Here is a 24506-nt window from a genome sequence, read left to right as displayed (position 1 = left end):
TTCACTCGTAGACGATCAGCGCCTTGCCCGCCTCCGCCTGCGCCGTCCAGCTCGCGAGCGCGGCATCGGTCGGGAAGAACTTGGCGCGTTCGCCCAGCTGCAGCTCGACCTGTGCGCCGCCGCGCGCCATCGACAGGCGCACCGGCAGACCCTGCACGAGGTCGCCGACTTCCGTCTGCTCGGTGCGGGGCGGAAAGTCCTTCACCAGCCGCGCGATGTCCGGCGCCTTGCCGTTGACCGCCACGCGCAGGAACTTGCCGAAGCGGCAGCGCGCCGTCGCGAGGTCCCACACCTGCTGCACCTGGAAGCGCGCCTCGAAGCCGCCGCGCGCGGGTTGCAGCCGGCCGCTCACGATGACGAGTTCATCGTCCTTCAACGTGTTGCGGTTGGCGTTGATGAGCGCCTCGTCGGCCGTGGCGTCGATGGACTCGGACTTGTCGTCGAGCTTGAAGATCGCAAGCCGCCCACGCTGCCCGTTGATCACGCGGAAGTCGCTCACGATGCCCGCGATGACCTGCTGGTCGCGGCTGTCGAGCAGGTCGCCGATCTCGCGCTTGCAGAAGCGCCGCACCTCGTGCGAGACCTCGTCGAACAGGTGGCCCGAAAGGTAGAAGCCGATGGCCGTTTTCTCGAGCGTCAGCCGCTCCTTCACGCCCCACGGCGTGGCGTCGACCAGATCGGGTTCGGCGGTGGCCGAGCCGTGCTCGGAGTCGCCGAAGATGTCGACCTGCGAAGCGTTGGCGGCCGTCGCGCTGGCGAATTCGAAGGCGCGGTCCACCGACGCGATCAGCGCCGCGCGGTTCTGCTGGATCGCATCGAACGCGCCGGCCTTGATCAGCGCCTCGACCGTGCGCTTGTTGATGCGCTGGCGGTCGATGCGCACGCAGAAATCGAACAGGCTCTTGAACGGCCCGCCCTCCTCGCGCGCCCGCACCACGGCCTCGACCGCGAGCTGGCCCGTGCCCTTGACGGCACCCAGGCCATAGCGGATCACCCGGTCGGTGACCGGCTCGAAGCGGTAGTTGCCGCGGTTCACGTCCGGCGGCTCGAAGGTGATGCCGAAGTTCTTCTGGGCGTCTTCGAACAAGAGCTTGAGCTTGTCCGTGTCGTCCATTTCCACGGTCATGTTGGCGCAGAAGAATTCGGCCGTGTAGTGGACCTTGAGCCAACCCGTGTGGTACGCCAGCAGCGAGTAGGCGGCGGCGTGCGACTTGTTGAAGCCGTAGCCCGCGAACTTCTCCATCAAGTCGAAGATCTCGTCGGCCTTGTCCTGGGGAATGCCGTGCGTGGAGAGCGCGCCCGCGCGGAATTTCTCGCGGTGCTCGGCCATCTCCTCGAGCTTTTTCTTGCCCATTGCGCGGCGCAGCAGGTCGGCGCCGCCGAGCGAGTAGCCGCCCAGGATCTGCGCGGTCTGCATCACCTGCTCCTGGTAGACCATGATCCCGTAGGTCTCCGAGAGCATCTCGGCCACGGCCGGGTGCGGGTACTCCACCTCTTCGCGGCCGTGCTTGCGCGCCACGAAGCTGGGAATCAGGTCCATCGGGCCGGGGCGGTACAGCGCGTTGAGCGCGATCAGGTCTTCCAGGCGCGTGGGCCGTGCGTCCTTCAGCATGCCCTGCATGCCGCGCGATTCAAACTGGAACACCGCCTCCGTCTTGCCTTCGGAGAAGAGTCGATAGGTGGCTGCGTCCTTCAGTGGAATGTTCTCGAACGCGAAGTTCTCCTGGCCCTTGTGCCGCGCGACGATGAAGTCCTTGGCGATCTCCAGGATGGTGAGCGTGGCCAGGCCCAAGAAGTCGAACTTCACGAGGCCGATGGCTTCGACGTCGTCCTTGTCGTACTGGCTCACCGCCGAGTCGCTGCCCGGTTGCTGGTAGAGCGGACAGAAGTCGGTGAGCTTGCCCGGCGCGATGAGCACGCCCCCGGCATGCATGCCGATGTTGCGGGTCATGCCTTCGAGCTTCTGCGCGAGCTCGACCAGCATGCGCACTTCTTCTTCCTTCTCGATGCGCTGCGCGAGCTGCGGCTCCATCTCGATGGCGTAGTTGTTCTTGTCGCCCTCGATCTTTTTCTCGGGCGGGTACTGCAGCGTGACCGACATGCCCGGCTTGTTCGGAATCAGCTTGCTGATGCCGTCGCAGAACATGTAGCTCATGTCGAGCACACGGCCCACGTCGCGAATGGCAGCGCGCGCGGCCATCGTGCCGAAGGTGGCGATCTGGCTCACCGCGTTGCGGCCGTACTTGTCCTTCACGTAGTCGATCACGCGGTCCCGGTTGCCCTGGCAGAAGTCGATGTCGAAGTCGGGCATCGAGACGCGTTCGGGATTCAGGAAACGTTCGAACAGCAGCTTGTACTCGAGCGGGTCGAGGTCGGTGATCTTCAGCGCATAGGCCACCAGCGAGCCCGCGCCCGAGCCCCGGCCCGGGCCCACGGGGCAGCCGTTTTCCTTGGCCCATTTGATGAAGTCGCCCACGATCAGGAAGTAGCCGGGGAAGCCCATGTTCAGGATCGTGTTGATCTCGAATTCGAGGCGTTCCACGTAGCGCGGCCGTTCGGCATTGCGCTTGGCCTCGTCGGGGTACAGGTGCTTCAGGCGCGCCTCCAGCCCTTCGAACGATTCCTGGCGGAAGAACTCGCCGATCGGCATGCGCACGCCTTCGCTGACGAAGGGCGTCGGAAAGTCGGGCAGCTGCGGCTTTCCAAGCACCAGCGTGAGGTTGCAGCGCTTGGCGATCTCGACCGTGTTGGCCAGCGCGCTCGGCACGTCGGCGAACAGCGCCTGCATCTCGGCGGTCGACTTGAAGTACTGCTCTTCGGTGAACTTGCGCACGCGGCGCGGGTTGCCGAGGATCTCGCCTTCGGAAATGCACACGCGCGCCTCGTGCGCCTCGTAGTCCTGCCGTTCGGCGAACTGCACCGGGTGCGTGGCAACCACCGGCAGCTTCAGGCGGGCCGCGAGCTTCACAGCGGCGATGACGTGCGGCTCGTCTTCCGGACGGCCCGCGCGCTGCAGCTCGATGTAGAAGCGGTGCGGGAACATGCCCGCCAACTTCAGCGCCAGTTCGGCGGCGCGCTCTTCCTGCCCCTGCAGCAGCGGCACGCCCAACGGCCCCGCCTGCGCGCCTGACAGCACGATCAACCCACCCGAAAGCTCCTCGAGCCATTCGAGCTTGCAGGCCGCCTGCGACTGGCCGCGGCCCACGTTCTGCGTCCAGGCACGTGCGAGCAGTTCGGACAGGCTCAGGTAGCCCTCCATGTTCTGCACCAGCAGCACGAGCCGGGTGAGCACGCCGGGCTCCTTACCCAGCCCCTCGATGAAGATTTCAGCGCCGATGACGGGCTTGACGCCCTTGCCCCGCCCCGTCTTGTAGAACTTGACCGCCCCGAACAGGTTGTTCAGGTCGGTGATGGCCAATGCGGGCTGCTTGTCGGCAGCGGCGGCCTTGATGACTTCGTCGATCCGGTTGGTGCCGTCGACGACGGAAAACTCGGTGTGCAGGCGCAGGTGAACAAACATCCCGCCATTGTAGAAACCGGCACCCCACGATGTGGGTTGGCAATCCCTACAATCGCGCCCCGTGCAAGAGATTCTGAATATCGCGGCCTACAAGTTCGTGGCCATAGACGACAGCCCCGTGCTGCGCGAAGACCTGCGTGCCCGCACCCAGGCCCTGGGCCTCATGGGCACCATCCTGTTGGCGCCTGAAGGTATCAACCTGTTTCTGGCGGGCACCGCCGACGCCATCCACGCCTTCCTGGCCGACTTGCGCGCCGATGCCCGCTTCGCCGACCTCGAGACCAAGGAAAGCTGGTCCGCCGCGCAGCCCTTCCGGCGCATGCTGGTGAAGCTCAAGCGCGAGATCATCCGCATGGACCACCCGGCCATCCAGCCGGCCGCCGGACGCGCCCCGGGCGTCGACGCCTCCACGCTCAAGCGCTGGCTTGACCAGGGCCATGACGACGAAGGCCGCGAGATCGCATTGCTCGACACGCGCAACGACTTCGAGGTCGACGAAGGCACCTTCGACGGCGCGATCGACTGGCGTATCACCAAGTTCACCGAATTCCCGCCCGCGCTGAAAGCGCACCGCGCCGACTTCGCAGGCAAGACCGTGGTGAGCTTCTGCACCGGCGGCATCCGCTGCGAGAAGGCCGCGATCCTGATGCGCGAGGAAGGCATCGAGCACGTACTGCAGCTCGAAGGCGGCATCCTGAAATATTTCGAAGAGGTCGGCGGCGCGCACTACCACGGCGACTGCTTCGTGTTCGACGGCCGGCGCGCGCTGGCGCCCGACCTGAGCGCCCGCGCGGCCGATGCCAGCGCACGCGCGTCGGAAGACCTCGACCTGGGCCGCGGCCTGAAAAAATAACCGGCAACCCTCATGCGCATCCTCCTGGTGGAAGACGAACTGGACATGGCCTCGTGGCTCATCCGGGCGTTGACCCAGAGCGGCTTCGTGGCAGACCACGCGCCCGATGCGCGCACCGCCGAAGCCTTCATGGCCGGCACCGAATACGACGCGATCGTTCTCGACCTGCGCCTGCCCGACAAGCACGGCCTGAGCGTGCTGGCCGACATGCGCGATGCCGACGACCGCACCCCCGTGCTCATCCTCACCGCGCAGGGCGCGCTCCAGGACCGGGTGCGCGGCCTGAATCTCGGCGCGGACGATTTCCTCACCAAGCCCTTCGAACTGGTCGAACTCGAGGCGCGGCTGGCGGCGCTGGTGCGGCGCAGCCGCGGCAAGCAGCATCCGCGCCTCCAGTGTGCTTCGCTTTCGTACGACAGCGAGAGCCACGCCTTCACGCTGCGCGGCACGCTGCTGTCGCTCACGCCGCGCGAGCACGCCGCGCTCACCGCGCTCCTGATGCGCAGCGGTGCGCCGGTCGGCAAGTCGCAGCTCTTCGCCAAGGTGTTCACCAACGACAGCACCGCGGGTCCCGACGCCATCGAGGTGGTACTGCACCGATTGCGGCGCAAGCTCGCGGACAGCGACGTGCGCATCGTCACCGTGCGCGGGCTGGGCTACATGCTCGAGGGCATTGCCGATGGACCCCCAGGTTCCGTCCAGCCCACCGAGGGCTGAACCGCAGCGCTTCGGCATCCGCGCGCGCCTGCTCGCGCTGCTGCTGCCGGGCATCGTCGCGCTGCTGGCGCTGGACAGCTGGAACGACTACCGCACGCTCACCGATTCACTGGTGGTCGCCTACGACCAGAGCCTGCTCGAACCGGTGCAGGCGCTGGCCAACGGCATCGTGGTCGCGAGCGACGGCAGCGTGCGGGTGCAGGAGGCCTTCTCGGTGCAGGCGATGTTCGAGTCCACGCACCTGCGCTACAAGTACCTGCATGTCGGCGTGCAGCGCATCCCCCAGGGCGAGACGCTCGACCCCAACGCACCCGAGGACACGCTCATGGGCGTGCCCGGCCTGCCCCGCCCTGCGGAAACGCCGCCCGACGGCACGCCGGTGTTCTACGACGCGGTGCACGAGCAGCACCCGGTGCGCGTGGCCGCGCTGCGTCAGACGGTCTACGACAACACCCACGCCGGCACCGCGTACAGCGTGCTGATCCAGGCCGCCGAAGGCACCGGCCCGCGCCTGCAGGCGCAGAACGAATCGCTCAAGCAGGAGTTGCTGCGCGACACGCGCATGGTGCTGGTGATGGCTGTGCTGGTGTGGCTCGGCGTGGCCTGGACGCTGCGGCCGCTGGAGCGCCTGCGCCGGTCCCTGCGCGAACGCCGACGCGACGACCTGAAGCCGCTCGACGCGAGCGGCGTGCCGCAAGAAGTGGTGCCGCTGGTGGATGCGGTCAACCACCACATCGCCGACCACCGGCGCATGGTGGCGGAGCAGTCGCAGTTTCTTGCGGACGCTTCGCACCAGCTGCGCACGCCGCTGAGCATCCTGTCGATCCAGGCGGGCTATGCGGTGCGCGAGACCGACCCCGAGCGCATGCGCGAATCGCTGCACGCCATCGTCGGGCAGTTGGCGCGCACGCGGCGCCTGAGCGAACAGCTGCTGGCGCTCGCGCATGCCACCACCGACGAGGAGGTCGCGGGCACCGAGCCCACCGTGGTCGACCTCAGCGACATCGCGCGCCAGGTTGTGCTGCAGTACCTGCCGCTCGCACGAGAGCACGATCAGGACCTGGGCTGGGTGGATGCACGGGCCGAAACGGAAGGCGAAGACGAGCCGCCGCCACTGCCGGTGAAGGCCAACGCCGCCGAGCTGCACGAGGTGCTTGCGAATCTCGTGCACAACGCCATCAAGTACACGCCGCGCGGCGGCAACATCACGGTGACCGTGCGGCGCGAGTCCTCGCATGCGCTGGCCGAGGTCTGCGACAGCGGCCCCGGCATCGCGCCCGAGCGGCGCGACAGCGTGTTCGAGCGCTTTCACCGCGACCCGTCCACCCACGCCGCCACGCAGGGCGCGGGGCTCGGCCTGACCATCGCGCGCAGCTATGCGCGACGCAACGGCGGCGAGATCGAACTCGACGCCGCCGACATGCCCGAGAGCGCCAACGGCGGTGGCCTCCGCGCGATCCTGAAGCTGCCGCTGGCGGCCGGTTCCTCTTAGGGTTTTCGCGGGTAGCGCTGTAAGCAATTACACGTATTTTGAGCTTCGCGAGCCCTCCGAAGCCTTCGTCGAAAGGCGATTGAAAGCCTCGATTCCTAGACTGCGCTCCTTCCAAATCGAAGGAGACTCAATGCACCCGCACGGTGAAGATCCGGCCTCGCACGCGCTTCGGCCCGCATCGAAATTCAAGAAGGATTACTACGGCGGCGCGTTGCTCGTGGTCATCGGCCTCGCGGCCGTCTATGCCGGTGTCGGCTACCGCGTCGGCGAGCTGGCGCACATGGGACCGGGCTTCTTCCCGGTGGCGCTCGGCGGCCTGCTGGCGCTCACGGGCTTGCTGATCGCGCTGTCCGCGCGCGGCGAAAAACCCGCGAGCACGGAGGCTGTGTCCCACGGCCATCCCACCGGCATGCCCGACCTGCGCGGCGGCATCTGCATCATCCTGGGCATCCTCGCGTTCCTGCTGCTCGGCGAATACGGTGGCCTGCTGCCGGCAACGTTTGCCATCGTGTTCATCTCGGCGCTCGGCGACCGCGACAACACGCTGACCGAAGCGGTGCTGCTCTCGCTCGCGATGTCGTTCATCGCGGTGGTGGTGTTCTGGTGGGCGCTGAGTCTGCAGCTGCCCCTGTTCCAGTGGGGAGGCTGAAATCATGATCGGTCAATCGCTCCACGACCTCTGGTTCGGCTTCGGCGTCGCGTTCCAGGGCTCCAATCTCCTGTGGTCGTTCTTCGGCGTGCTGGTGGGCAACCTGATCGGCGTGCTGCCGGGCATGGGCGCGCTGCAGGCCATCTCGATCTTGCTGCCGCTCACCTACGCGATGCACCCGGTGCCCGCGATCCTGATGTTGGCGGGCATCTTCTACGGCTCGCAGTACGGCGGAGCCATCGGCGCCATCCTGATGAACATGCCCTCGCATCCGCCGCATGCGGTGACGTGCCTGGACGGCTACCCGATGACCAAGCAGGGCAAGGGCGGCGTCGCGCTCGGGGTGACGATGATCGCCTCGTTCTTCGCGGCGTCGGTCGGCATCATCGTGATGATCTTCGCCTCGCCGCTCCTGGTGCAGATCGCGTTCAAGTTCGGCCCGACCGAGATCTTCTCGATCATGCTGCTGGGCCTGCTCGCGGGTTCGACCATGTCGCGCGGCTCGCCGCTCAAGGGCGTGGCGATGACGATCTTCGGCTTGCTGTGCGGCGTGGTCGGCACCGACGTGAACAGCGGCAGCTTCCGCTTCGCGTTCGGCCTGCCCGAGCTGAGCGACGGCCTGGAGCTGGTGGCCATCTCGATGGGTCTCTTCGGCGTGGCCGACTTCCTTCTCAACGTGAACCGCATGAAGGCCATCGGCGACACGGGCACGCTCAAGCTGAGCGACATGCGCCCGAGCAAGGAAGAACTCAAGCGCGCCTTCCCCGCGATGATCCGCGGCACCATCGTCGGCACGGTGTTCGGCGCGATGCCCGGCACGGGCCCGACCATCACCACCTTCATCGCCTATGCGCTGGAGCGCAAGGTCTCGAAGACGCCGGACAAGTTCGGCACCGGCATGATCGAAGGCGTGGCCGGCCCCGAGGCCTCGGCCCATTCGAAGACGCAGGTGGACTTCATCCCGACGATGAGCCTGGGCATTCCGGGCGACGCGGTGATGGCGCTGATCCTCGGCGCGCTGCTGATCCAGGGCATCCAGCCCGGCCCGCAGCTCATCACCGAGCATCCGGACATCTTCTGGGGCCTGATCGCCTCGTTCTGGATCGGCAACGTGATCCTCGTGGTGCTCAACGTGCCGATGATCGGCGTGTGGGTCAAGCTCCTGAAGGTGCCCTACAAGTACCTGTTCCCTGCCGCGATGTTCTTCATTGCTACAGGTGTCTACAGCACGCAGAACAGCCTGTTCCAGATCTGGGAAGTGCTGGTGTTCGGCATCGTCGGCGCGGTGCTGATGACGCTGGAGTTCTCGGTCGCGCCGATCCTCCTGGGCTTCGTGCTCGGGCCGATGGTGGAGGAGAACTTCCGCCGTGCGCTGCTGCTCTCGCGCGGCGACATGTCGGTGTTCGTGACGCGGCCGATCAGCGGCACCTTCATCGGCCTGTGCGTGCTGCTGCTGGCCGGTGTGGGCTTCTCGGCGTGGCGCGGTCGCGCGGGGCGCAAGGCAGTGATCGAACTGCCGAAGGCGCCCGATGGTGCGCCGCCTGCGGAGGCCATCTCGCTCGGCGGCAAGTAAGCGAAGTCAACGACCCACAGAGAAAGGGCCCGATCAGTCGGGCCCTTTTTTCATCGAAGCTTTTATTTGAGCTTCTGCGCAAACGGCAGCATGCGTTCGCCGTCGGCGTCGGTGTACACCACCGCCGGGGTGAGGCCCACATAGCGCCCACCCTCGTGCGGCCGGGCTTCCACGAGCTGCAGGCCGACGAGCTTGCCGCTCTTGACGTAGCGGGTCTCGATGTAGATGCCCGTCTGGCCCTTCTTGTTGATCGGCAGCGCTGCGACGGCAGCGTAGTCGTCGGTCTTGAGCAGGTGGGTGAGCCGGTCCTTCAGGTGGTAGTCGTACCAGGCTTCCTCGAAGACCATCGACTCGCCGGTCTGCACATGCTTGAGCATGATCACCAACTGCCGCTTGAAGAGCTTGAGCTCCTTCATGAGGAACTCGAAAAGATCGCCGTATTCGCCCGGTGCAACTTCGGGGGTTCGGAAAACTGCCATGTGCCTTGCTCCCTTTCTGGGATGTCGTTGGGACGGCGATCCCCTCGATCGCCGTTTGCGGGGCGCAGCTTACTACCCGCGTGTGAAGGTCAGTTCGGGGCGGCGATCACGCCGACGGGGTACCTTGCTCCGCGAATGTCCCCCGGCCTGCGGCCTCCTCCTTGATTTCGCTGCGCAAGGCACCCCATCGGCGTGCTCGTTTTCAGAGTCGCCGTTGATCAGCGATACATCAGCAGCGCGTCCAAGTGCGCAGGGCATCGGGTGCTCCCCGCAGCGAAATCAAGGAGGAGGCGAAGCCGGGGGACATTCGCGGAGGGGAGTACCCGGTGGCCTGCGCACCCGCCCCGAATGAACGGCATCAAACAGGCGTGGTGCCCGTATCCGGCTCACGCACGCCGAAAGGCTTGCCCGGCAGCGGAATGAATTCCGTCTCGCCAGGCACATGGCCCATGCGTTGCGCAGCCCAATCGGCACCCGCTTCGAGGATGCGCTCGCGCCGGCTCGAGACGAAATTCCAGGTGATGTAGCGCGGGCCATCGAGCGGCTCGCCGCCGATCACCATCAGGCGCACTGCCGTGTCGGATGCCAGCACGGCACCCTGGCCGTCGGGCAGCACCGCCATCGTGTGCGCGGGGATCGCCTCGCCGTTGACGCGCGCATCGGCATCGACGGCGTAGATGGCCAGTTCGGGCGCAAGTGCAGGCAACTCGAAACGGCCGCCCGCGGGCAGCGCGATGTCGAGATAGACCGTTTGCGCCAGTGTCTTCACCGGCGAGCGCTGGCCGAAAGCCTCGCCCACCAGCACGCGCACGTTGACGCCCTGCTCCACCAGTTCGGGAATCGCATCGGCCGGCGTGTGTTCGAAGCTCGGCTCGACCTCTTCATGCGCCTGGGGCAAGGCAGCCCAAAGCTGCAACCCGTGGTTGACGTAGGTGTCGGCCTTCAGGCGCTCGGGCTTGCGCTCGGAGTGCACGATGCCGCGCCCCGAGGTCATCCAGTTGATCGCGCCGGGCAGGATCTCCTGCACGCTGCCGAGACTGTCGCGATGCATCATCGCGCCCTCAAAAAGATAGGTGACCGTCGCGAGGCCGATGTGCGGATGCGGCCGCACGTCGTGTTCCGTTCCGGGCTTCTCGGTGGCCGGCCCGAAATGGTCGAAGAACACGAAGGGCCCGACCGAGCGGCGCTGCGCCGCGGGCAAGAGGCGCCTCACGTTGAAGCCACCGCCCAGGTCCTTGTCGTGCGGTTGAAGCAATTGGGCGTGGGCGGTGGTGTCGGTCATCGGGGGCTCCGTGGGTGGCTGGGTTTTATGCGCGCGATCTTGCCACTGCCGCAATACGCTCGCCGAACGCGCGGGCGGTGTCGAAGTCGCCCTTGAACATTTCCGCCGGGCTCGCGTCCGATGGCGATTGCGTCAGCAGGCCGCCGTAGCCGCCCACGTAGTTCATCGACTCGCGCGTGGCGGCCTTGTTGTTGGTCGGGAGGATCCCCATGCTGACCCAGATGCCGCTGTGCTGCATCGCGAGCGTCCAGAGGTAGGCCATGGTTGTGACCTTGTCGCCGTTCATGGTGGCGCTGTTGGTGAAGCCGGCGAAGAGCTTGTCTTTCCAGCCCTGCGTGTACCAGACCTTCGACGACGCATCGGCGAACTTTTTGAACTGCCAGCTCACGCCGCCCATGTAGGTCGGCGAGCCGAAGACGATGGCGTCGGCCGCGGCCAGCGTTTCCCAGCCGCCTTCGGGCAGGTTGCCATCGGCGTCGATGGCGAGCAGCTGCGCGCCGGCGGATTCCGCCACGGCTTGCGCAATGCGTTGGGTGTGGCCGTAGCCGGAATGGAAGACGACAACGATGTTTGCCATGTTCGGGTGCTCCTTGTGTTTGTGTTCAGGGGTGGATCAGCGCTTGTCGATGCTGAAGCGGCCCGGGCCGAAAGCGGCGAAAGCGAGCAGGCCACCGGCGATCGCGATGTTCTTGTTGAAGTTGATCTGCTGCATCATCTTCATCGCATCGGGCGCCGACCAGTACTTGTGGAAGAACAGCGCGGCGGCCACGGTGAAGATCGCCATCGCAATGGCGGTCCAGCGGGTCTTGAAGCCCAGCAGCAGCGCGATGCCAAGGCCCAGTTCGACCACGATGGCGATCACGGCGCCCACTTCCGGCAGCGGCAGGCCCACCGAATTGATGTAGCCAACGGTGCCCGCGAAGCCCATGAGCTTGCCGATGCCGGCGGGAATGAACAGGTACGCGATCAGGATGCGGCCGATCAGCGCCAGGGTGTCCTGGGCTGCGTTGGGGGTGGTGGTGGTTGCCATGGTTGAAAACTCCTCGGGTTGTTGAATGAAATACAGGGGGAACAGAAAAAAGCCGGGCGACGAGCGCCCGGCCGTGGATCAAGCGGTCAGGTCGAACACCAGCACTTCGGCATCCTTGCCGGCGCCGAGCGTCAGTTGCGATTCGCCTTCGAGCATCGCGGCGTCGCCGCCCACGAGCTTCTGGCCATTCACTTCGAGTTCGCCGCGCACCAGGTGCACATAGCTCTTGCGCGCCGGGTCGAGCGCCAGGCTGGCCTTCTCTTCGCCGTCGATGAGGCCCGCGAAGAGGCGCGCATCGGCATTCACCTTCACCGAGCCCTCGCTGCCGTCGGGCGAGGCCACCAGGCGCAGCTTGCCGCGCTTCTCGGCGTCGCTGAACTGCTTTTGCTCGTAGCCGGGGGCAATGCCGCGCACGTTGGGCTCGATCCAGATCTGCAGGAAGTGCGTGGTCTCGTCCTTCTTGTGGTTGAACTCGCTGTGCATCACGCCGCGGCCCGCGCTCATGCGCTGGACGTCGCCCGGCGGAATGGATTCGATGTTCCCCATGCTGTCCTTGTGCGCCAGTTCACCCGAGAGCACGTAGCTGATGATCTCCATGTCCTTGTGGCCATGGGTGCCGAAGCCGGCGCCCGCGGCCACGCGGTCTTCGTTGATCACCCGCAGGTTGCCGAAACCCATGTGGGCCGGGTCGTAGTAACCGGCAAAAGAAAAGCTGTGGAAGGAGCGCAGCCAGCCATGGTCGGCATAACCGCGTTCCTGTGATTTACGGACTTGCAACATCGTCAAACTCCTTTGGCCGTTCCCCGAGGGGGATGTTCGGGCCTTCTTCGTATGCCGCGCCGGATGCGCAGCGGATGTGAAGAACTTTAGGCCCGTGCCCCCGAGGGAAAAGCGCCTGGTTTTGATGGCATCATTCAAATTTTTTGCTCAATCGACGGAGTCGCCATGCCCAGCGCCAGAGACGTACTGACCCCCGACGCGCTCGCCATGCTGCAGACGGTGGCCAACACCGGCAGCTTCGCCGGTGCGGCGCGCGCGCTCAACCTCGTGCCCAGCGCGCTGAGCTACCGGGTGCGCCAGATCGAGGACGCGCTCGACGTGCTGCTGTTCGACCGCAGCGCGCGCCAGGCCCGCATCACCGAGGCCGGCGCCGAGCTGCTGCGCGAATCGGCGCGCCTCCTGAACGAGATCGACGCGGTGGCCAATCGCGTGAAGCGCGTGGCCACCGGCTGGGAGCCAATGCTGACCATCGCGGTCGACAGCGTGATCGCGCGCGATCCGCTGCTCGACCTGGCCACCGCCTTCTTTGCGCTCGATCCGCCCACGCGGCTCAAGCTGCGCGATGAAACGCTGCTGGGCACCATCGAGGCGCTCACGAGCGGCGAAGCCGATCTCGCCATCGGCGCAGTGCTCGATGCGGCGAGCCTCGCCTTTACGGCCACCGGCATCCGCAGCCGGCCCATCGGCGAGTTGCGCTTCGTGTATGCGGTGGCGCCGCACCATCCGCTCGCGCGCCTGCCCGAGCCGCTGACCGATGAAGTGCTGCGCCAGTACCGCGCGGTCGCGGCGGCCGACTCGGTGCGCAGCGGACCGAGCATGACGGTCAACCTCGTGGGCGGGCAGGACGTGCTCGCCGTGCCAAGCATGCAGTTCAAGCTGGCCGCGCAACTGCACGGGCTGGGCGGCGGCTTCCTGCCCGAGCCGATGGCGCGGCCGTACATCGAGGCGGGCCACCTGATCGAGCGCAAGACCGAGCGCACGCCACCGCTGGGCACCATGCATTGCGCATGGCGCGTGCGCAGCGCGGGCGGGCCGGGGCGCGCGCTCGAATGGTGGCTCGCGCAGTTCGAGCACGAGGCCACGCGGCGCGCGCTGCTCGAGCGCCATCGAGGACGTTGAGGAAAGCCCTGAGACGCGGTCTCCCGGCCACCGTCGCAGACCGATGTAGAGTGCGGACACATTCATCGTCTCCCCTGTCAAAAGAAAAGAGTCCGCCATGACCACTCGCGCAACTGCAAAGCAGACCGACCGCCACCGAACCCCCTCCACCCCTCGCCACTACGCCGTCGTCGGCGCCGGCATCGCCGGGGTGGCCTGCGCACGCACGCTGGTGCAGGCCGGCCACAAGGTCACGGTGTTCGAACGCGAAGCCGCACCCGGCGGTCGCATGGCGAGCATCGACACCGCCTTCGGCCGCTTCGACAGCGGCGCGCAGTACTTCACCGTGCGCGATCCGCGATTCGCGCTGGCGCTCGAATCCACGCCCAACCTCTGCCGCCCCTGGAGCGCCAACCTCGTGCGCGTGCTCGACGCCCATGGCCGCGTGGCCGAAGCGGCATTGCCGGGCCGCGAATCGCACTGGGTGGCGCAGCCCGGCATGGACGCACTGGTCGCCCATTGGGCCGCACCGCTGGCAGACAACCTCATCACGAACACGCAAGTCACCCAGATCGAGCCCGACGCGCTCGATCCCAAGCGCTGGCAACTGCGCACCGCGGGCGAAGACGATTCGCAGCATGTGTACTCGGGCTTCGACGCGGTGCTGCTCGCCGTGCCGCCCTCGCGCACCCGCGTGCTGCTGGGCGACGGCAAGCTCTCGGCCTCCATCAGCCAGAAGATCGAGCCGGTGCGCATTGCGCCCTGCTGGACGCTGATGATCGCGTTCCCGCAGGCCAACCAGGCCAACATGTCCCACCTCGGCCCGCAGTGGAATGCGGCGCGCAGCACCCACCACCGCGTGGCGTGGCTCGCGCGCGAATCGTCCAAGCCCGGCCGCGAACGCATCGAGCGCTGGACGCTGCAGGCCAGCGCCGCGTGGTCGCAGGAGCACCTGCGCGACGACGCGCCGCGCGTCGAAGCCAAGCTCTTGCGCGCCTTCGCCGAGATCACCGGCATCCACGCGGTGCCCTCGCATGCGCAAACCCGCTGCTGGACCGAAGCCCAGACGCAGGTGCCCGTGGGCAAGACGCACCTCTGGGACGCCAAGGCCCGCATCGGCGTGGCGGGCGACTGGTGCACGGGGCACCGGGTGGAAGACGCGTTCCTCTCGGGCCTCTCGCTGGCGCTCGCCGTGATCTGATCCGCGGGATGCGGGAGACCGGCCGTTTCGCGCCCTCGCCCACCGGGCCGCTGCACGCCGGCTCGCTGGTGGCCGCACTCGCCAGCTGGCTCGACGTGCGCGCCCGCGGCCCCCAGGCGCGCTGGCTGATCCGCATCGAGGACGCCGACACCGAACGCTGCCTGCCCGGCATGGGCGAGCACATGCTGCGGCAGCTTGCCGATTGCCACCTGCTGCCCGACGAAACGCCGGTGTGGCAGACGCAGCGCACGACGCTCTACGAGGCGGCGCTGCAGAAGCTGCAGGCCCTCGGCCTCGCCTACCCCTGCGGGTGTTCGCGCAAGGACATCGACACCGCGCTCGCCCGGCTCGGCCAGCGGCACGAGCGGCATGGCGAGCGTGTGTATCCCGGCACCTGCCGCGACGGCCTGCACGGCAAGCCCGCGCGGGCCTGGCGCTTTGCTGCGGAGAAATTCGCATCGGCACAGCCGGGCGAACTCCGCTGGACCGACCGGCGCCTGGGCGAACAACGCCAGGACGTCAGCCGCGAGGTCGGCGACTTCGTGCTGCGCCGCGCCGACGGCCCATGGGCTTATCAACTCGCCGTGGTCGTCGACGATGCCGAGCAGGGCGTGACCGACGTGGTGCGCGGCGAGGACCTGGCCGACAACACTGCGCGCCAGATCCTGCTGCAGCGCGCGCTCGGCCTGCCGACGCCCAGCTACCTGCACACGCCGCTGGTGCGTGGCGCCGATGGCGACAAGCTCTCCAAGCAGAACGGCGCCACGCCCATCGACACCGCCACGCCCGAAGCCGCGCTGGCCGCGCTCGATACGGCCGCGCGCGTGCTCGGCCTCGGCCCCGCGACGGCCCCGTCCTGCGCGGCCGCACTGGCCGGCTGGGTCCCCGAATGGCGCGCTCTCTACAATTCGCGGCCGTAATGACCTTTCCCGACACCGTGCCCCACGACCTTCCGCCCAGCGACGACAACACAGACGACAGCGCAGGCGACGGCGACAACAAGCCGCACCCGCTGCACCGCCGCCTCAAGAGCTTCGTGAAGCGCGCCGGCCGCACCACCGACGGCCAGGCGCGGGCCTTTTCCGAACTGGGCCCGCTGTTCCTCATCCCCTACACCCCCGAGCCGATCGACCTCACGGCGGCCTTCGGCGGCCGCGCCGCCCCGACGGTGCTGGAGATCGGCTTCGGCATGGGCGAGGCCACCGCGCACATCGCCACGGTGCGGCCCGAGACCAACTTCTTCTGCTGCGAGGTGCACGAGCCCGGCGTGGGCGCGCTGCTCAAGCGCATCGGCGAGCAGTCGATCTCGAACATCCGCATCTGCGCGCACGACGCGGTCGATGTGCTCGACCACATGCTGCAGCCCGGCACGCTGGCCGGCGTGCATGTGTTCTTTCCGGACCCGTGGCACAAGAAGCGCCACAACAAGCGCCGGCTGATCCAGCCCGAATTCGTGACCAAGCTCGCGCAGCACCTGCGCCCCGACGGCTACATCCATTGCGCGACCGACTGGCAGCCCTACGCCGAGCAGATGCTCGAGGTGCTGGCCGCCGAGCCGCTGTTGCGCAACACGGCCGAAGGCTACGCCGCGAAGCCGGAATACCGGCCGCTCACCAAGTTCGAGAACCGCGGCATCAAGCTGGGCCACGGCGTGTGGGACCTGGTGTTCGAGCGCGCCTGAAGCAAGCAAAGAAGCGCGCTACTCGGCCTGGAAGCGGAACGGCAGCCGCATCCGGGTGCGCACCGGGCGCCCGTCCGCCGAGCGCGCCGGATCGAAGCGCCATTCCTTGAGCGCATCGGTCACGGCCTTCGACAGCAGCGGGTGTGGCGAGCTTTCGATGCTAACCCCATCCGTCTTGCCTTCCGTATCGACGTAGAAAACCGCGATCACCTGGCCCTCGACGCCCTCCTCCGCAAGAAAGTCCGGATAGCGGGGCAGACGGCGCTGGCGGATCACCGGCGTCGTCTCGATGGCGGGCGTCACGACCGGTGGTTCCAGGCGTCCTGTCCCGATGGGCGGCGCATCGATCATCGGCGGCGCCGGCACAGCGACAGGCGGCGACGGCACCTGTGTGGGCGCCGCGATTTCGACCACGTCGCGCGGCGGCACGGTGCATCCCGCGAGTGCCATGCACAACACCAAACCACCCTGGAGAAAAGCAAGTTTCATAGGGGAATTCTGTAGCAGGCCCGCCTATCGCCTTGGCCTCGATATTGCTACACTTTTTTACTACTGTAAGCAAAAGGATGTCCAGATGAACAAGTCACGCAGGGAATGGCTGGGCAAGGCGTACGGCGCGCTGCTGCTGGGAGGCGGCATCGGCATGACCCACGGCGTCTCGGCGCAGACGCGCACGGGCGGCGCACCCCGCGTCGTGCTGCTCGGGCAATCGGTGCCGCTGACCGGCGGCGCGAGCGAAATCGGCAGCGCCTTCGCGGCCGGCAGCCGGCTCGCGGTGAGCGACTTCAACGCGCGCAACGCCACCACCGGGCTTCAGCTGAAACTGGTCCAGCTCGACGACGGCTACGACGCCGCGCGCGCCACGGCCAACGCGCGCACCCTGCTCGGCGCCCAGAAGGCCGACCTGCTGTTCGGCTTCGTCGGCACCGCCAGCAGCGAGGCCGGCGCGAACGTCGCCGCGCAACAGGGCAGCCTGCTCTTCGCGCCGTTCGCAGCCTCCGACAACCTGCGCGGCGCCGAGCATCCCAATGTGTTCCATGTGCGGCCCGGCATGATCGACGAGGCCCTCAAGATCGTGCGCCAGTGCGCCACCGTGGGGCAGACCCGCGTGGCGCTCGTGGGCGACGACGACGCCATGGGCCGCGCCGGCCTTGCCGCCGTGCAGCAGGCCATCACCGAACTCAAGCTCACGCCGCTGGTCGCGAGCGCGCTGGTGCCCGCGGGCGGCGACAAGCTCGACGCGGCGCTGAAAGACGTGCAGAAACAATCGCCCCAGGCCATCGTGCTGGTGTCGCTCTCGGGCACCACCGCCAACGCCATCCGCAAGCTCCGCAAGAGCGGCTATACGGGCAACTTCATGGCCTTCTCGATCGTGGGAATCGACCCGCTCTACGCGGAGCTCGGCAAGGACATCGGCGGCATCGTGATCTCGCAGGTGGTGCCGTCGCCCCGGCCGTCGGCCATTCCGATCGTCAAGGAATACCTCGCGGCGGTCGACAACTCCGACCAGACCGCGTCGTACGAAGGGCTCGAGGGTTTCATCGCCGCCAAGGCCGTGGGCGAGGCGGTGCGCCGCGCGGGCCGCGGCTTCAACACCGCGACCCTGCAGCGCACGATGACCGCGATGACCGACTACGACGTGGGCGGCTTTCGCATCAACCTGCGCCCGGGGCTGCGCGACAACGTGCGCAGCATCGACCTGATCAGCATCTCGGCGGACGGGCGCGTGCTGCGCTGATGGCGCTGATGGAATTCAGGCAACGCTGTCGAGCAGCAGCTCGGTAAACCGCTGCTGCACGTAGAGCGCGGTCACGCCGAGCGGCCGCCCCTGCAGCCAGAGCATGCGCACCGACAGCCGCGGCAACGCCAGCGCGGGGCACGGCAGTTCCTTGAGCGCCTGGCGGTAGCCCTCGTAGTGCGCGATGTTCACGGGCAGCACGGCCCATCCGAGCTTGTCGGCCACCATCTCGGCCGTGCTGTAGAAGCTGTCGGAGCGCCAGACGCGCGGGCTGTAGGCCACCTCGTGCACATCGTCCGCATGCATCAGCAGTTGCCGGTGCCCGACCAGGTCCTTGCGACGCACGGTGCGGCCGTCGGCCAGCGGATGGTCGACCGCCACGAACACGCCCTGCGGCACGCTGCCGATGCGGCGCAGCTCGAAGCAGGCCCGCGCCGGGCCGCGGTCGAAATGGAAGGCGACGCTCGCGCGCTCCTGCTCCACGTAGTCGGCCACCTCGGTGGCGGTGCCGTTGAGCAGCGTGAGTTCAAGGCTCGGGTACTTCACCGAGATCTCGCGCAACAGCGTGGCGATGGCGGTGTACGGCAGCGCCTCGTCGAAGGCCATCGAGAGCGCGGCCTCGTTGCCGTCATGCAATGAACGCGCGCGCTGGTCGAGCTGCTCGGCCTGGCGCAGCAGCTCGCGCGCCTCGAGCAGCAGCACCTGCCCCGCTTCGGAGAGCTGCGCATTGCGGCGCGAGCGATCGAACAGTGCCACGCCGAGGTCGGCCTCGAGCAGGCCGATGGCGGTGCTCACGGCCGACTGCGCCTTGCCGAGCCGGCGCGCGGCCGCGGAGAACGAGCCGCAGTCGGCGGTGGTGACGAACTGGCGCAACTGGTCGACGGTCCATTCCATGGCGCTTCCTCTTTTCATCTATTTATCAGATGGTTTTCATCTTTATTCATCCATTCTATTGAAGCAAGATCGGCAATCCAGGCGAGGCGACCTCGCCCCGTCCCTGAAAAAGAGAAGTCCGTTCGTATGCCGATCTCCCGTATTGCAATCCCCCGCATCCACACCGCGCCGCTGGCCTTGCGCTGGTGCCACGACCCCGCGCAGGAAGCCGCCATTGCCGCGCTGTTCATGCGTCAGCTGAGCCCCCGCTACATCTCGCACTCCGAGCTGCAGGGCGCACGCGCCGTCGCGCCCGGCGAATGGCGCCGCGACCTGCCCGAAGTGCTGCGCGCCGAACTGCGCGAAACGCTCGCGATGCCGCCGGCCACGGCCCCTTCGCTGATCGCCACCGCGCACGCCGGCGATGCGCTCGCCGCCATCGCGCTGGTGTCCATCGACGAGGCCTGTCGCGCCGCGCGCGCCTTCGCCACGCTCGACGACCTCGTGGTCGATGCGCCGTTCCAGTCCGCTGGCGTCGGCGGCCACTTGTTCGACTGGATCTGTGCCGAACTGCGGCAGCGCGGCATCGCGCGCCTGTTCCTGGAAAGCGGTATCGACAACCAGGGCGCACACCGCTTCTTCGAGGCGCGTGGCTGCGCGCCGGTCTCGGTCACGATGCTCAAAGAGCTGGAGGCCTGAGCGATGAATCCCGTGTTCAAGAAATGGATCACGCTGGTGATCGTCTCGATGGCGCTGCTCTTGATCGTGGTCGACATGACCGTGCTCTACACCGCGCTGCCCACGCTCACGCACGACCTCGCGGCCTCGTCGTCCGAGAAGCTCTGGATCGTCAACGCCTACACGGTGGTGGTGTCGGGCTTCCTGCTCGGCATGGGCGCGCTCGGCGACCGCGTGGGCTACAAGCGCATGTTCCTCGCGGGCCTCGTCGTGTTCGGCGTGGCCTCGCTGTGCGCCGCCTATGCCGGCAGCCCCGCGGCGCTGATCGCGGCGCGCGGCCTGCTGGGCGTGGGCGCCTCGATGATGATGCCGGCCACGCTGGCCATCATCCGGCTCGCCTTCGCCGACGAACGCGAGCGCGCGATCGCCATCGGCGTCTGGGCCTCGGTTGCCTCGGGCGGGGCCGCGTTCGGCCCGGTGGTCGGCGGCGTGCTGCTCGAGTACTTCTGGTGGGGTTCCGTGTTCCTCATCAACGTGCCGGTGGTCGTGCTCGCGCTGGTGCTCGGCGCCTGGCTGCTGCCGGGCCGGCGCGCGAGCGGCACTGCGCGCCCGAAGCCCTTCGACGTCATCGGCTCGGTGCAGGTGTTCGTGGCCCTGGTCTGCCTGGTGCTGACGATCAAGGAATTCGCCAAGCCCGCGCCCTCGGGCTTGGCGATGGGCGTCAGCGGCGCGCTGAGCCTGCTGGCCATGGCGCTGTTCGTGCAGCGCCAGCGGCGCAGCGCGAACCCGCTGGTCGACTTCCGGCTGTTCCGCGATCCGTACTTCTCGGGCGGCGTGATCGCGGCCATCGTGGCCTCGGTGGCGCTGATCGGCGTCGAGCTGGTGTTCAGCCAGCGTCTGCAACTGGTGACCGGCCTCTCGCCGCTGCAGGCGGGCCTCACGATCCTGCCGGTGCCGCTCGCCGCTTTCGTGGCGGGGCCGCTCGCGGGCATGGTGCTGCCCCGCACCGGTTCGCGCCCGCTGATCCTCGGCGGCCTGCTGGCCACCGCGCTCTCGCTGTGCGGCCTCGCGCTGGCCGTCGATGCCACGGGCGCGCTCAAGCTCGCGGTGCTGGTGCTGCTGGGCCTCGGCGTGGGCGCGACCATCACGGCGGCCTCGAACGCGATCATGAACAACGCGCCGGCCGAGCACGCGGGCATGGCCGCGTCGATCGAGGAGGTGTCGTACGAGCTGGGCGGCGTGCTCGGCATCGCGCTGCTCGGCAGCGTGCTCTCGTCGACCTACACGGCCACGCTGGCCATTCCCGACACGCTCGCGGTGCCGGACTCGGCGCGCGACGGCATCGACGGCGCGCTGCTCGCGGCCGAGACGCTGCCCACGCAGATCGGCACGCAGCTCGTGGCGCTCGCGCACACGGCCTTCGACCAGGCCTTCTTCGCGGTGATGGTGGTGGCCGTGGCCATCGTGGTCACGGCGGCCTGTTCGGTGGCCTTGCTGGGCTGGCGCAGCGCGAAGCCGCGCTGCGCCTGAGCCGACGCGTCAGCCGTTCGCGGCGCCGGCGCCGTGATGGCGTCGCCAAAACTCTCGTGCGCTGTCGGGCGCGAGGTTGGGCACCGCGACCGGCGGATGCGTTCAGCCGGTGCTGACAAGCCGCTGCAACGCATCGAGCGACAGCAATTCGATGCGCCCGTAGCCCAGCGCCACCACGCCCTCACCCGCCAGCGCGTTGAGCTCCTTGGAGAGCGTCTGGCGCGTCACGCCCAGCATCATGGCCAGCGCCTCCTGAGGCAGCTGGAGGCTGCGCCGCAGGTGCACCGACTGCGTTGCATCGCCGCGCGCCAGCACCAGCAGCCGGTGCGCCACCCGCGCGCGCAGGCTGCGCAGGGTGGCGTCTTCCGCCAGGCCGTAGAGCATGCGCACCCGCGCCGCCAGCATCGCGCCGATGGCGTTGGAGAACACCACGTCGCGCATCTGCCGCGCGAAGGCCTCGGGCGACACCACCAGCAGGTCGAGCGCTTCGAGCGCGGTGGCGTCGTGGGTGCGCGGCGAGCCGTCGATCAGCGTGATCTCGCCGAACCAGTTGCCCGGCTCGAGCACCGCGAGGATGGCTTCGCGCCCATCCTGCCGCAGCGACGAGATCTTGATCGTGCCCGCCACCAGCCCGTAGAAGCCAGCCCCCGCAGCCTGGATCGGATCGCCCTGCCGGAAGATCATTGCGCCGCGCCGCACGTGGATGAGCTCGGCCGCGCCCACCAGCGCATCGCGCTGCGCGCGCGGCATGCTGGTGAACCACGGGTTGCCCTCCAGCGCGGCGCGGTGCGGGGCGGAGAGTCGCGGCTTGGGGGAAGGAGGCATCGGAAAGGCTTGGTTGCCTGTGAGCACAGGGGTTTACCAGCACCCTGCATTGTCAAATTCTTGACAGTTGAGCGTCAAGTGCAGGTCTACAGTGACCGGCACCCCACAGACGAACGACGGAGACAACAAGATGAGCGCAAGGGCAAGTTTCAAGAGCATGCAGGAAAGCACGCGCGAAGACTGGCAACTGATCGGCGGCGAGTTCATGCAGTTCGCGGGCGGCCTGCCCGCACGCGTGATCAAGCATCTGCAGATCCTGGAAGGCGACTACGGCGGCTTTCCGGTCGACCGCTACACCCACTCGCTGCAGACCGCCACCCGCGCACTGCGCGACGGCCGCGACGAGGAATACGTGGTGTGCGCGCTGCTGCACGACATCGGCGACACGCTCGGCAGCTTCAACCACCCCGACATCGCCGCCGCGATCCTGAAGCCCTTCGTGAGCGAGGCCAACCACTGGATGGTGCAGCACCACGGGATCTTCCAGGGCCACTACTTCTTCCACCACATCGGGCTGGACCGCGACATGCGCGAAAACTTCAGGGACCACCCGCACTACGAGCGCACCGCCGAGTTCTGCGCGCTCTACGACAACCCCGCCTTCGACCCCAAGGCCGAGACCTTGCCGATCAGCGAATTCGAGCCCATGCTGCGCCGGTTGATGGCGCAACCCAAGCAGAGCATCTACAAGACCGTGCTGAAAGAGCCGGCCACCGCCTGACCCCAGACAAAGGACCCACACCATGAACGCAAACTCCCAATCCGAAATCCAGAAGCTCGTCTCCGCCGAAGAGTGGCAGCTGCGCGTCGACCTCGCCGCCTGCTATCGCCTGGTGGCCCTCTACGGCTGGAGCGACCTGGTGTTCACCCACATCAGCGCGCGCGTGCCCGGCCCCGAGCACCACTTCCTCATCAACCCCTACGGCCTGATGTTCGACGAGATCACCGCATCGAGCCTGGTGAAGGTCGACCAGCAGTGCAACAAGATCATCGAGTCGCCCTACCCGGTGAACCCGGCGGGCTTCGTGATCCACAGCGCGGTGCATGCCGCGCGCGAAGACATCCAGTGCGTGCTGCACACCCACACCAAGGCCGGCATAGCGGTGAGCGCGCAGAAGAACGGCGTGCTGCCCATCAGCCAGCAATCGACCTTCGTGCTGGCCTCGCTGGCCTACCACGACTATGAAGGCGTGGCCTTCCGCGACGACGAGAAGCCGCGCCTGCAGGCCGACATGGGCCACGCCAACTTCCTCATGCTTCGCAACCACGGCCTCCTGACCTGTGGCAAGACCATTGCCGATGCGTTCCTTTCGATGTACACCTTCGAGAACACCTGCCAGATCCAGATCGCGGCGCAGTCGGGCGGCGGCGAACTCACGCATGTGAATCCCAAGATCATCGATGGAGTGGGCCAGGCGATGAAGGTGCAAAGCGGCGGTCTCGGCGGCATGTTCGTCTGGCCTTCGCTGATCCGGAAACTCGACCGCATCGACGACAGCTACAAACAATAAGACGCGTCGAGACCCATCAGTCAGCGGTTTCCACGGCTGCCAGCGCCCGCGCGACGGGTGCCGGCAGCCATTTTTTTAGATAGAAGAACGACAGAGGAGACAAGACAACCATGGACACCACGCTCATCGTGACCCGGTTCCTGTTCGGCGCGCTCGCGCTGGTGATGTTCGGGCTGGGGCTGTCGCTCTCGCTCGATGACTTCCGGCGGCTCTTCAAGCATCCGAAGGCGGTGACCATCGCGCTGGTGCTGCAGGTCATTGGCCTGCCGCTCGTCTGCTACGCGATCATCGTGGGCTTCGGGCTCTCGCCGGTGTTCGCCATCGGGCTCATGCTGCTGGCGGCTTCGCCGGGCGGCATTTCGGCGAACCTGTTCTCGCACCTCTTCGGCGGCAACGTGGCGATGAACATCTCGCTCACCGCGGTGAACACGCTGCTGTCGATCGTCACGCTGCCGCTCATCGCCAACTGGGCGATCAATCATTTCGCGCAGAGCGGCCAGGTGGTGCCGCTGCAGACGCGGAAGCTCGTGGAGGTGATCGCGATCGTGCTGGTGCCGGTGGCCATCGGCATGTTCGTGGCTTCTCGCAAGCCCGGCTTCGCCGCGCGCATGGAGAAGCCGACCAAGATCTTCAGCGCGGTGGTGCTCGCGGTGGTCACGGTGCTCGCGATCGCCAACGAGTGGAAGACCATCACCGCCACCTTCGCCGAGATCGGCATTCCGGTGCTGCTGTTCAACCTCGTGAGCCTGCTCGCGGGCTACTACCTGAGCCGCGCCGCGGGCCTGGACAAACCGCTGGCCACCGCCATCAGTTACGAGATCGGCATCCACAACTCCACGCTCGCCATCTTCATCGCGGTGAGCGTGCTTGGGAGTTTTCCGCTCGCGCTGCCGGCCGCAATCTATTCGGTGGTGATGTACATCACGGCCCCTCTGTTCGGATGGCTGTTGCTACGGCGCGGCCAGCCCGTCGCCGCGCCTGCGCGATGATGCGCGC

At 67.4% G+C, this 24506-nt stretch carries 24 protein-coding genes; 15 read left to right on the top strand and 9 right to left on the bottom strand.

Features of this window, described 5'->3' with window-relative positions; translation table 11 throughout:
* Position 1: 1 nt before the first annotated feature.
* A complete protein-coding gene (gene dnaE / locus ACSFA7_RS04105; RefSeq protein ID WP_435498204.1) occupies positions 2-3520 on the bottom strand; it encodes a DNA polymerase III subunit alpha in 3519 nt (1172 codons plus the stop codon).
* Positions 3521-3581: 61 nt separating this feature from the next.
* Here dnaE and ACSFA7_RS04100 point away from each other — a divergent pair, with 61 nt between their 5' ends.
* The 5 genes from ACSFA7_RS04100 to ACSFA7_RS04080 all read left to right on the top strand — a co-directional run bounded on the left by ACSFA7_RS04100 (position 3582) and on the right by ACSFA7_RS04080 (position 8804).
* Positions 3582-4373 carry a sulfurtransferase gene (locus tag ACSFA7_RS04100; protein WP_435498203.1) on the top strand — a complete coding sequence of 264 codons (792 nt, stop codon included), beginning with the start codon at positions 3582-3584 and terminating at the stop codon, positions 4371-4373.
* Between the two features lie 12 nt (positions 4374-4385).
* Positions 4386-5090: a response regulator gene (locus ACSFA7_RS04095; RefSeq protein ID WP_435498202.1), complete on the top strand. Its 705-nt coding sequence runs from the start codon at positions 4386-4388 to the stop codon at positions 5088-5090.
* Positions 5053-6582: an ATP-binding protein gene (locus ACSFA7_RS04090; RefSeq protein WP_435498201.1), complete on the top strand. Its 1530-nt coding sequence runs from the start codon at positions 5053-5055 to the stop codon at positions 6580-6582. Before ACSFA7_RS04095 ends, ACSFA7_RS04090 begins: the two co-directional genes overlap by 38 nt.
* A 130-nt stretch (positions 6583-6712) precedes the next feature.
* The gene (locus tag ACSFA7_RS04085) at positions 6713-7231 is read left to right on the top strand and encodes a tripartite tricarboxylate transporter TctB family protein (protein ID WP_435498200.1); all 519 of its coding nucleotides are present in this window, start codon (positions 6713-6715) and stop codon (positions 7229-7231) included.
* Between the two features lie 4 nt (positions 7232-7235).
* Entirely contained in the window at positions 7236-8804 is a 1569-nt protein-coding gene (locus ACSFA7_RS04080) for a tripartite tricarboxylate transporter permease (RefSeq protein ID WP_435498199.1), read from the top strand.
* Between the two features lie 62 nt (positions 8805-8866).
* On the opposite strand, the gene ACSFA7_RS04075 is transcribed toward ACSFA7_RS04080, so the two are convergent.
* The 5 genes from ACSFA7_RS04075 to ACSFA7_RS04055 all read right to left on the bottom strand — a co-directional run bounded on the left by ACSFA7_RS04075 (position 8867) and on the right by ACSFA7_RS04055 (position 12375).
* On the bottom strand, positions 8867-9283 hold the full coding sequence (locus ACSFA7_RS04075) for a hypothetical protein (protein WP_435498198.1): 417 nt from the start codon (positions 9281-9283) through the stop codon (positions 8867-8869).
* 358 nt (positions 9284-9641) lie between these two features.
* The gene (locus tag ACSFA7_RS04070) at positions 9642-10565 is read right to left on the bottom strand and encodes a pirin family protein (protein ID WP_435498197.1); all 924 of its coding nucleotides are present in this window, start codon (positions 10563-10565) and stop codon (positions 9642-9644) included.
* 25 nt (positions 10566-10590) lie between these two features.
* Positions 10591-11142 carry a flavodoxin family protein gene (locus ACSFA7_RS04065; protein WP_435498196.1) on the bottom strand — a complete coding sequence of 184 codons (552 nt, stop codon included), beginning with the start codon at positions 11140-11142 and terminating at the stop codon, positions 10591-10593.
* Positions 11143-11178: 36 nt separating this feature from the next.
* Positions 11179-11622, bottom strand: coding sequence for a DoxX family protein (locus ACSFA7_RS04060; protein WP_435498889.1), 444 nt, complete (start codon positions 11620-11622; stop codon positions 11179-11181).
* A gap of 51 nt (positions 11623-11673) precedes the next feature.
* Entirely contained in the window at positions 11674-12375 is a 702-nt protein-coding gene (locus ACSFA7_RS04055; protein ID WP_206178774.1) for a pirin family protein, read from the bottom strand.
* A gap of 165 nt (positions 12376-12540) precedes the next feature.
* Between ACSFA7_RS04055 and ACSFA7_RS04050 the strand changes: the two genes are divergently transcribed.
* The 4 genes from ACSFA7_RS04050 (at position 12541) to trmB (ending at position 16355) form a co-directional block, all read left to right on the top strand.
* Positions 12541-13494: a LysR family transcriptional regulator gene (locus ACSFA7_RS04050; RefSeq protein WP_435498195.1), complete on the top strand. Its 954-nt coding sequence runs from the start codon at positions 12541-12543 to the stop codon at positions 13492-13494.
* A gap of 97 nt (positions 13495-13591) precedes the next feature.
* On the top strand, positions 13592-14674 hold the full coding sequence (locus tag ACSFA7_RS04045) for an NAD(P)/FAD-dependent oxidoreductase (RefSeq protein ID WP_435498194.1): 1083 nt from the start codon (positions 13592-13594) through the stop codon (positions 14672-14674).
* An 8-nt stretch (positions 14675-14682) separates the two neighbouring features.
* On the top strand, positions 14683-15594 hold the full coding sequence (gluQRS, locus tag ACSFA7_RS04040) for a tRNA glutamyl-Q(34) synthetase GluQRS (RefSeq protein ID WP_435498193.1): 912 nt from the start codon (positions 14683-14685) through the stop codon (positions 15592-15594).
* A complete protein-coding gene (gene trmB, locus ACSFA7_RS04035) occupies positions 15594-16355 on the top strand; it encodes a tRNA (guanosine(46)-N7)-methyltransferase TrmB (protein ID WP_435498192.1) in 762 nt (253 codons plus the stop codon). Before gluQRS ends, trmB begins: the two co-directional genes overlap by 1 nt.
* Positions 16356-16373: 18 nt before the next feature.
* Here trmB and ACSFA7_RS04030 read toward each other — a convergent pair whose 3' ends face one another.
* The gene (locus ACSFA7_RS04030; protein WP_435498191.1) at positions 16374-16844 is read right to left on the bottom strand and encodes an energy transducer TonB; all 471 of its coding nucleotides are present in this window, start codon (positions 16842-16844) and stop codon (positions 16374-16376) included.
* Between the two features lie 85 nt (positions 16845-16929).
* Here ACSFA7_RS04030 and ACSFA7_RS04025 point away from each other — a divergent pair, with 85 nt between their 5' ends.
* Positions 16930-18093: an ABC transporter substrate-binding protein gene (locus ACSFA7_RS04025; RefSeq protein ID WP_435498190.1), complete on the top strand. Its 1164-nt coding sequence runs from the start codon at positions 16930-16932 to the stop codon at positions 18091-18093.
* Positions 18094-18108: 15 nt separating this feature from the next.
* On the opposite strand, the gene ACSFA7_RS04020 is transcribed toward ACSFA7_RS04025, so the two are convergent.
* The gene (locus ACSFA7_RS04020; protein ID WP_435498189.1) at positions 18109-18987 is read right to left on the bottom strand and encodes a LysR family transcriptional regulator; all 879 of its coding nucleotides are present in this window, start codon (positions 18985-18987) and stop codon (positions 18109-18111) included.
* A 126-nt stretch (positions 18988-19113) separates the two neighbouring features.
* Between ACSFA7_RS04020 and ACSFA7_RS04015 the strand changes: the two genes are divergently transcribed.
* Entirely contained in the window at positions 19114-19665 is a 552-nt protein-coding gene (locus ACSFA7_RS04015) for a GNAT family N-acetyltransferase (RefSeq protein WP_435498188.1), read from the top strand.
* Between the two features lie 3 nt (positions 19666-19668).
* Complete coding sequence (locus ACSFA7_RS04010) at positions 19669-21174, top strand: MFS transporter (protein WP_435498187.1); 1506 nt, start codon at positions 19669-19671, stop codon at positions 21172-21174.
* A gap of 102 nt (positions 21175-21276) precedes the next feature.
* Here ACSFA7_RS04010 and ACSFA7_RS04005 read toward each other — a convergent pair whose 3' ends face one another.
* Positions 21277-21999, bottom strand: coding sequence for a Crp/Fnr family transcriptional regulator (locus ACSFA7_RS04005; RefSeq protein WP_435498186.1), 723 nt, complete (start codon positions 21997-21999; stop codon positions 21277-21279).
* Between the two features lie 130 nt (positions 22000-22129).
* Here ACSFA7_RS04005 and ACSFA7_RS04000 point away from each other — a divergent pair, with 130 nt between their 5' ends.
* The 3 genes from ACSFA7_RS04000 to ACSFA7_RS03990 all read left to right on the top strand — a co-directional run bounded on the left by ACSFA7_RS04000 (position 22130) and on the right by ACSFA7_RS03990 (position 24499).
* A complete protein-coding gene (locus ACSFA7_RS04000; RefSeq protein ID WP_435498185.1) occupies positions 22130-22720 on the top strand; it encodes an HD domain-containing protein in 591 nt (196 codons plus the stop codon).
* 22 nt (positions 22721-22742) lie between these two features.
* Positions 22743-23510 (top strand): class II aldolase/adducin family protein, encoded by a 768-nt coding sequence (locus ACSFA7_RS03995; protein WP_435498184.1) that lies wholly within the window; start codon positions 22743-22745, stop codon positions 23508-23510.
* Positions 23511-23620: 110 nt separating this feature from the next.
* On the top strand, positions 23621-24499 hold the full coding sequence (locus ACSFA7_RS03990) for a bile acid:sodium symporter family protein (RefSeq protein WP_435498183.1): 879 nt from the start codon (positions 23621-23623) through the stop codon (positions 24497-24499).
* Positions 24500-24506 lie beyond the last annotated feature (7 nt).

Source organism: Variovorax trehalosi, assembly GCF_051216415.1.
Taxonomy (GTDB): Bacteria; Pseudomonadota; Gammaproteobacteria; order Burkholderiales; family Burkholderiaceae_C; genus Variovorax.
Note: the sequence above shows the minus strand (reverse complement) of the source record. Positions and strands in the feature narration are given on the sequence as shown.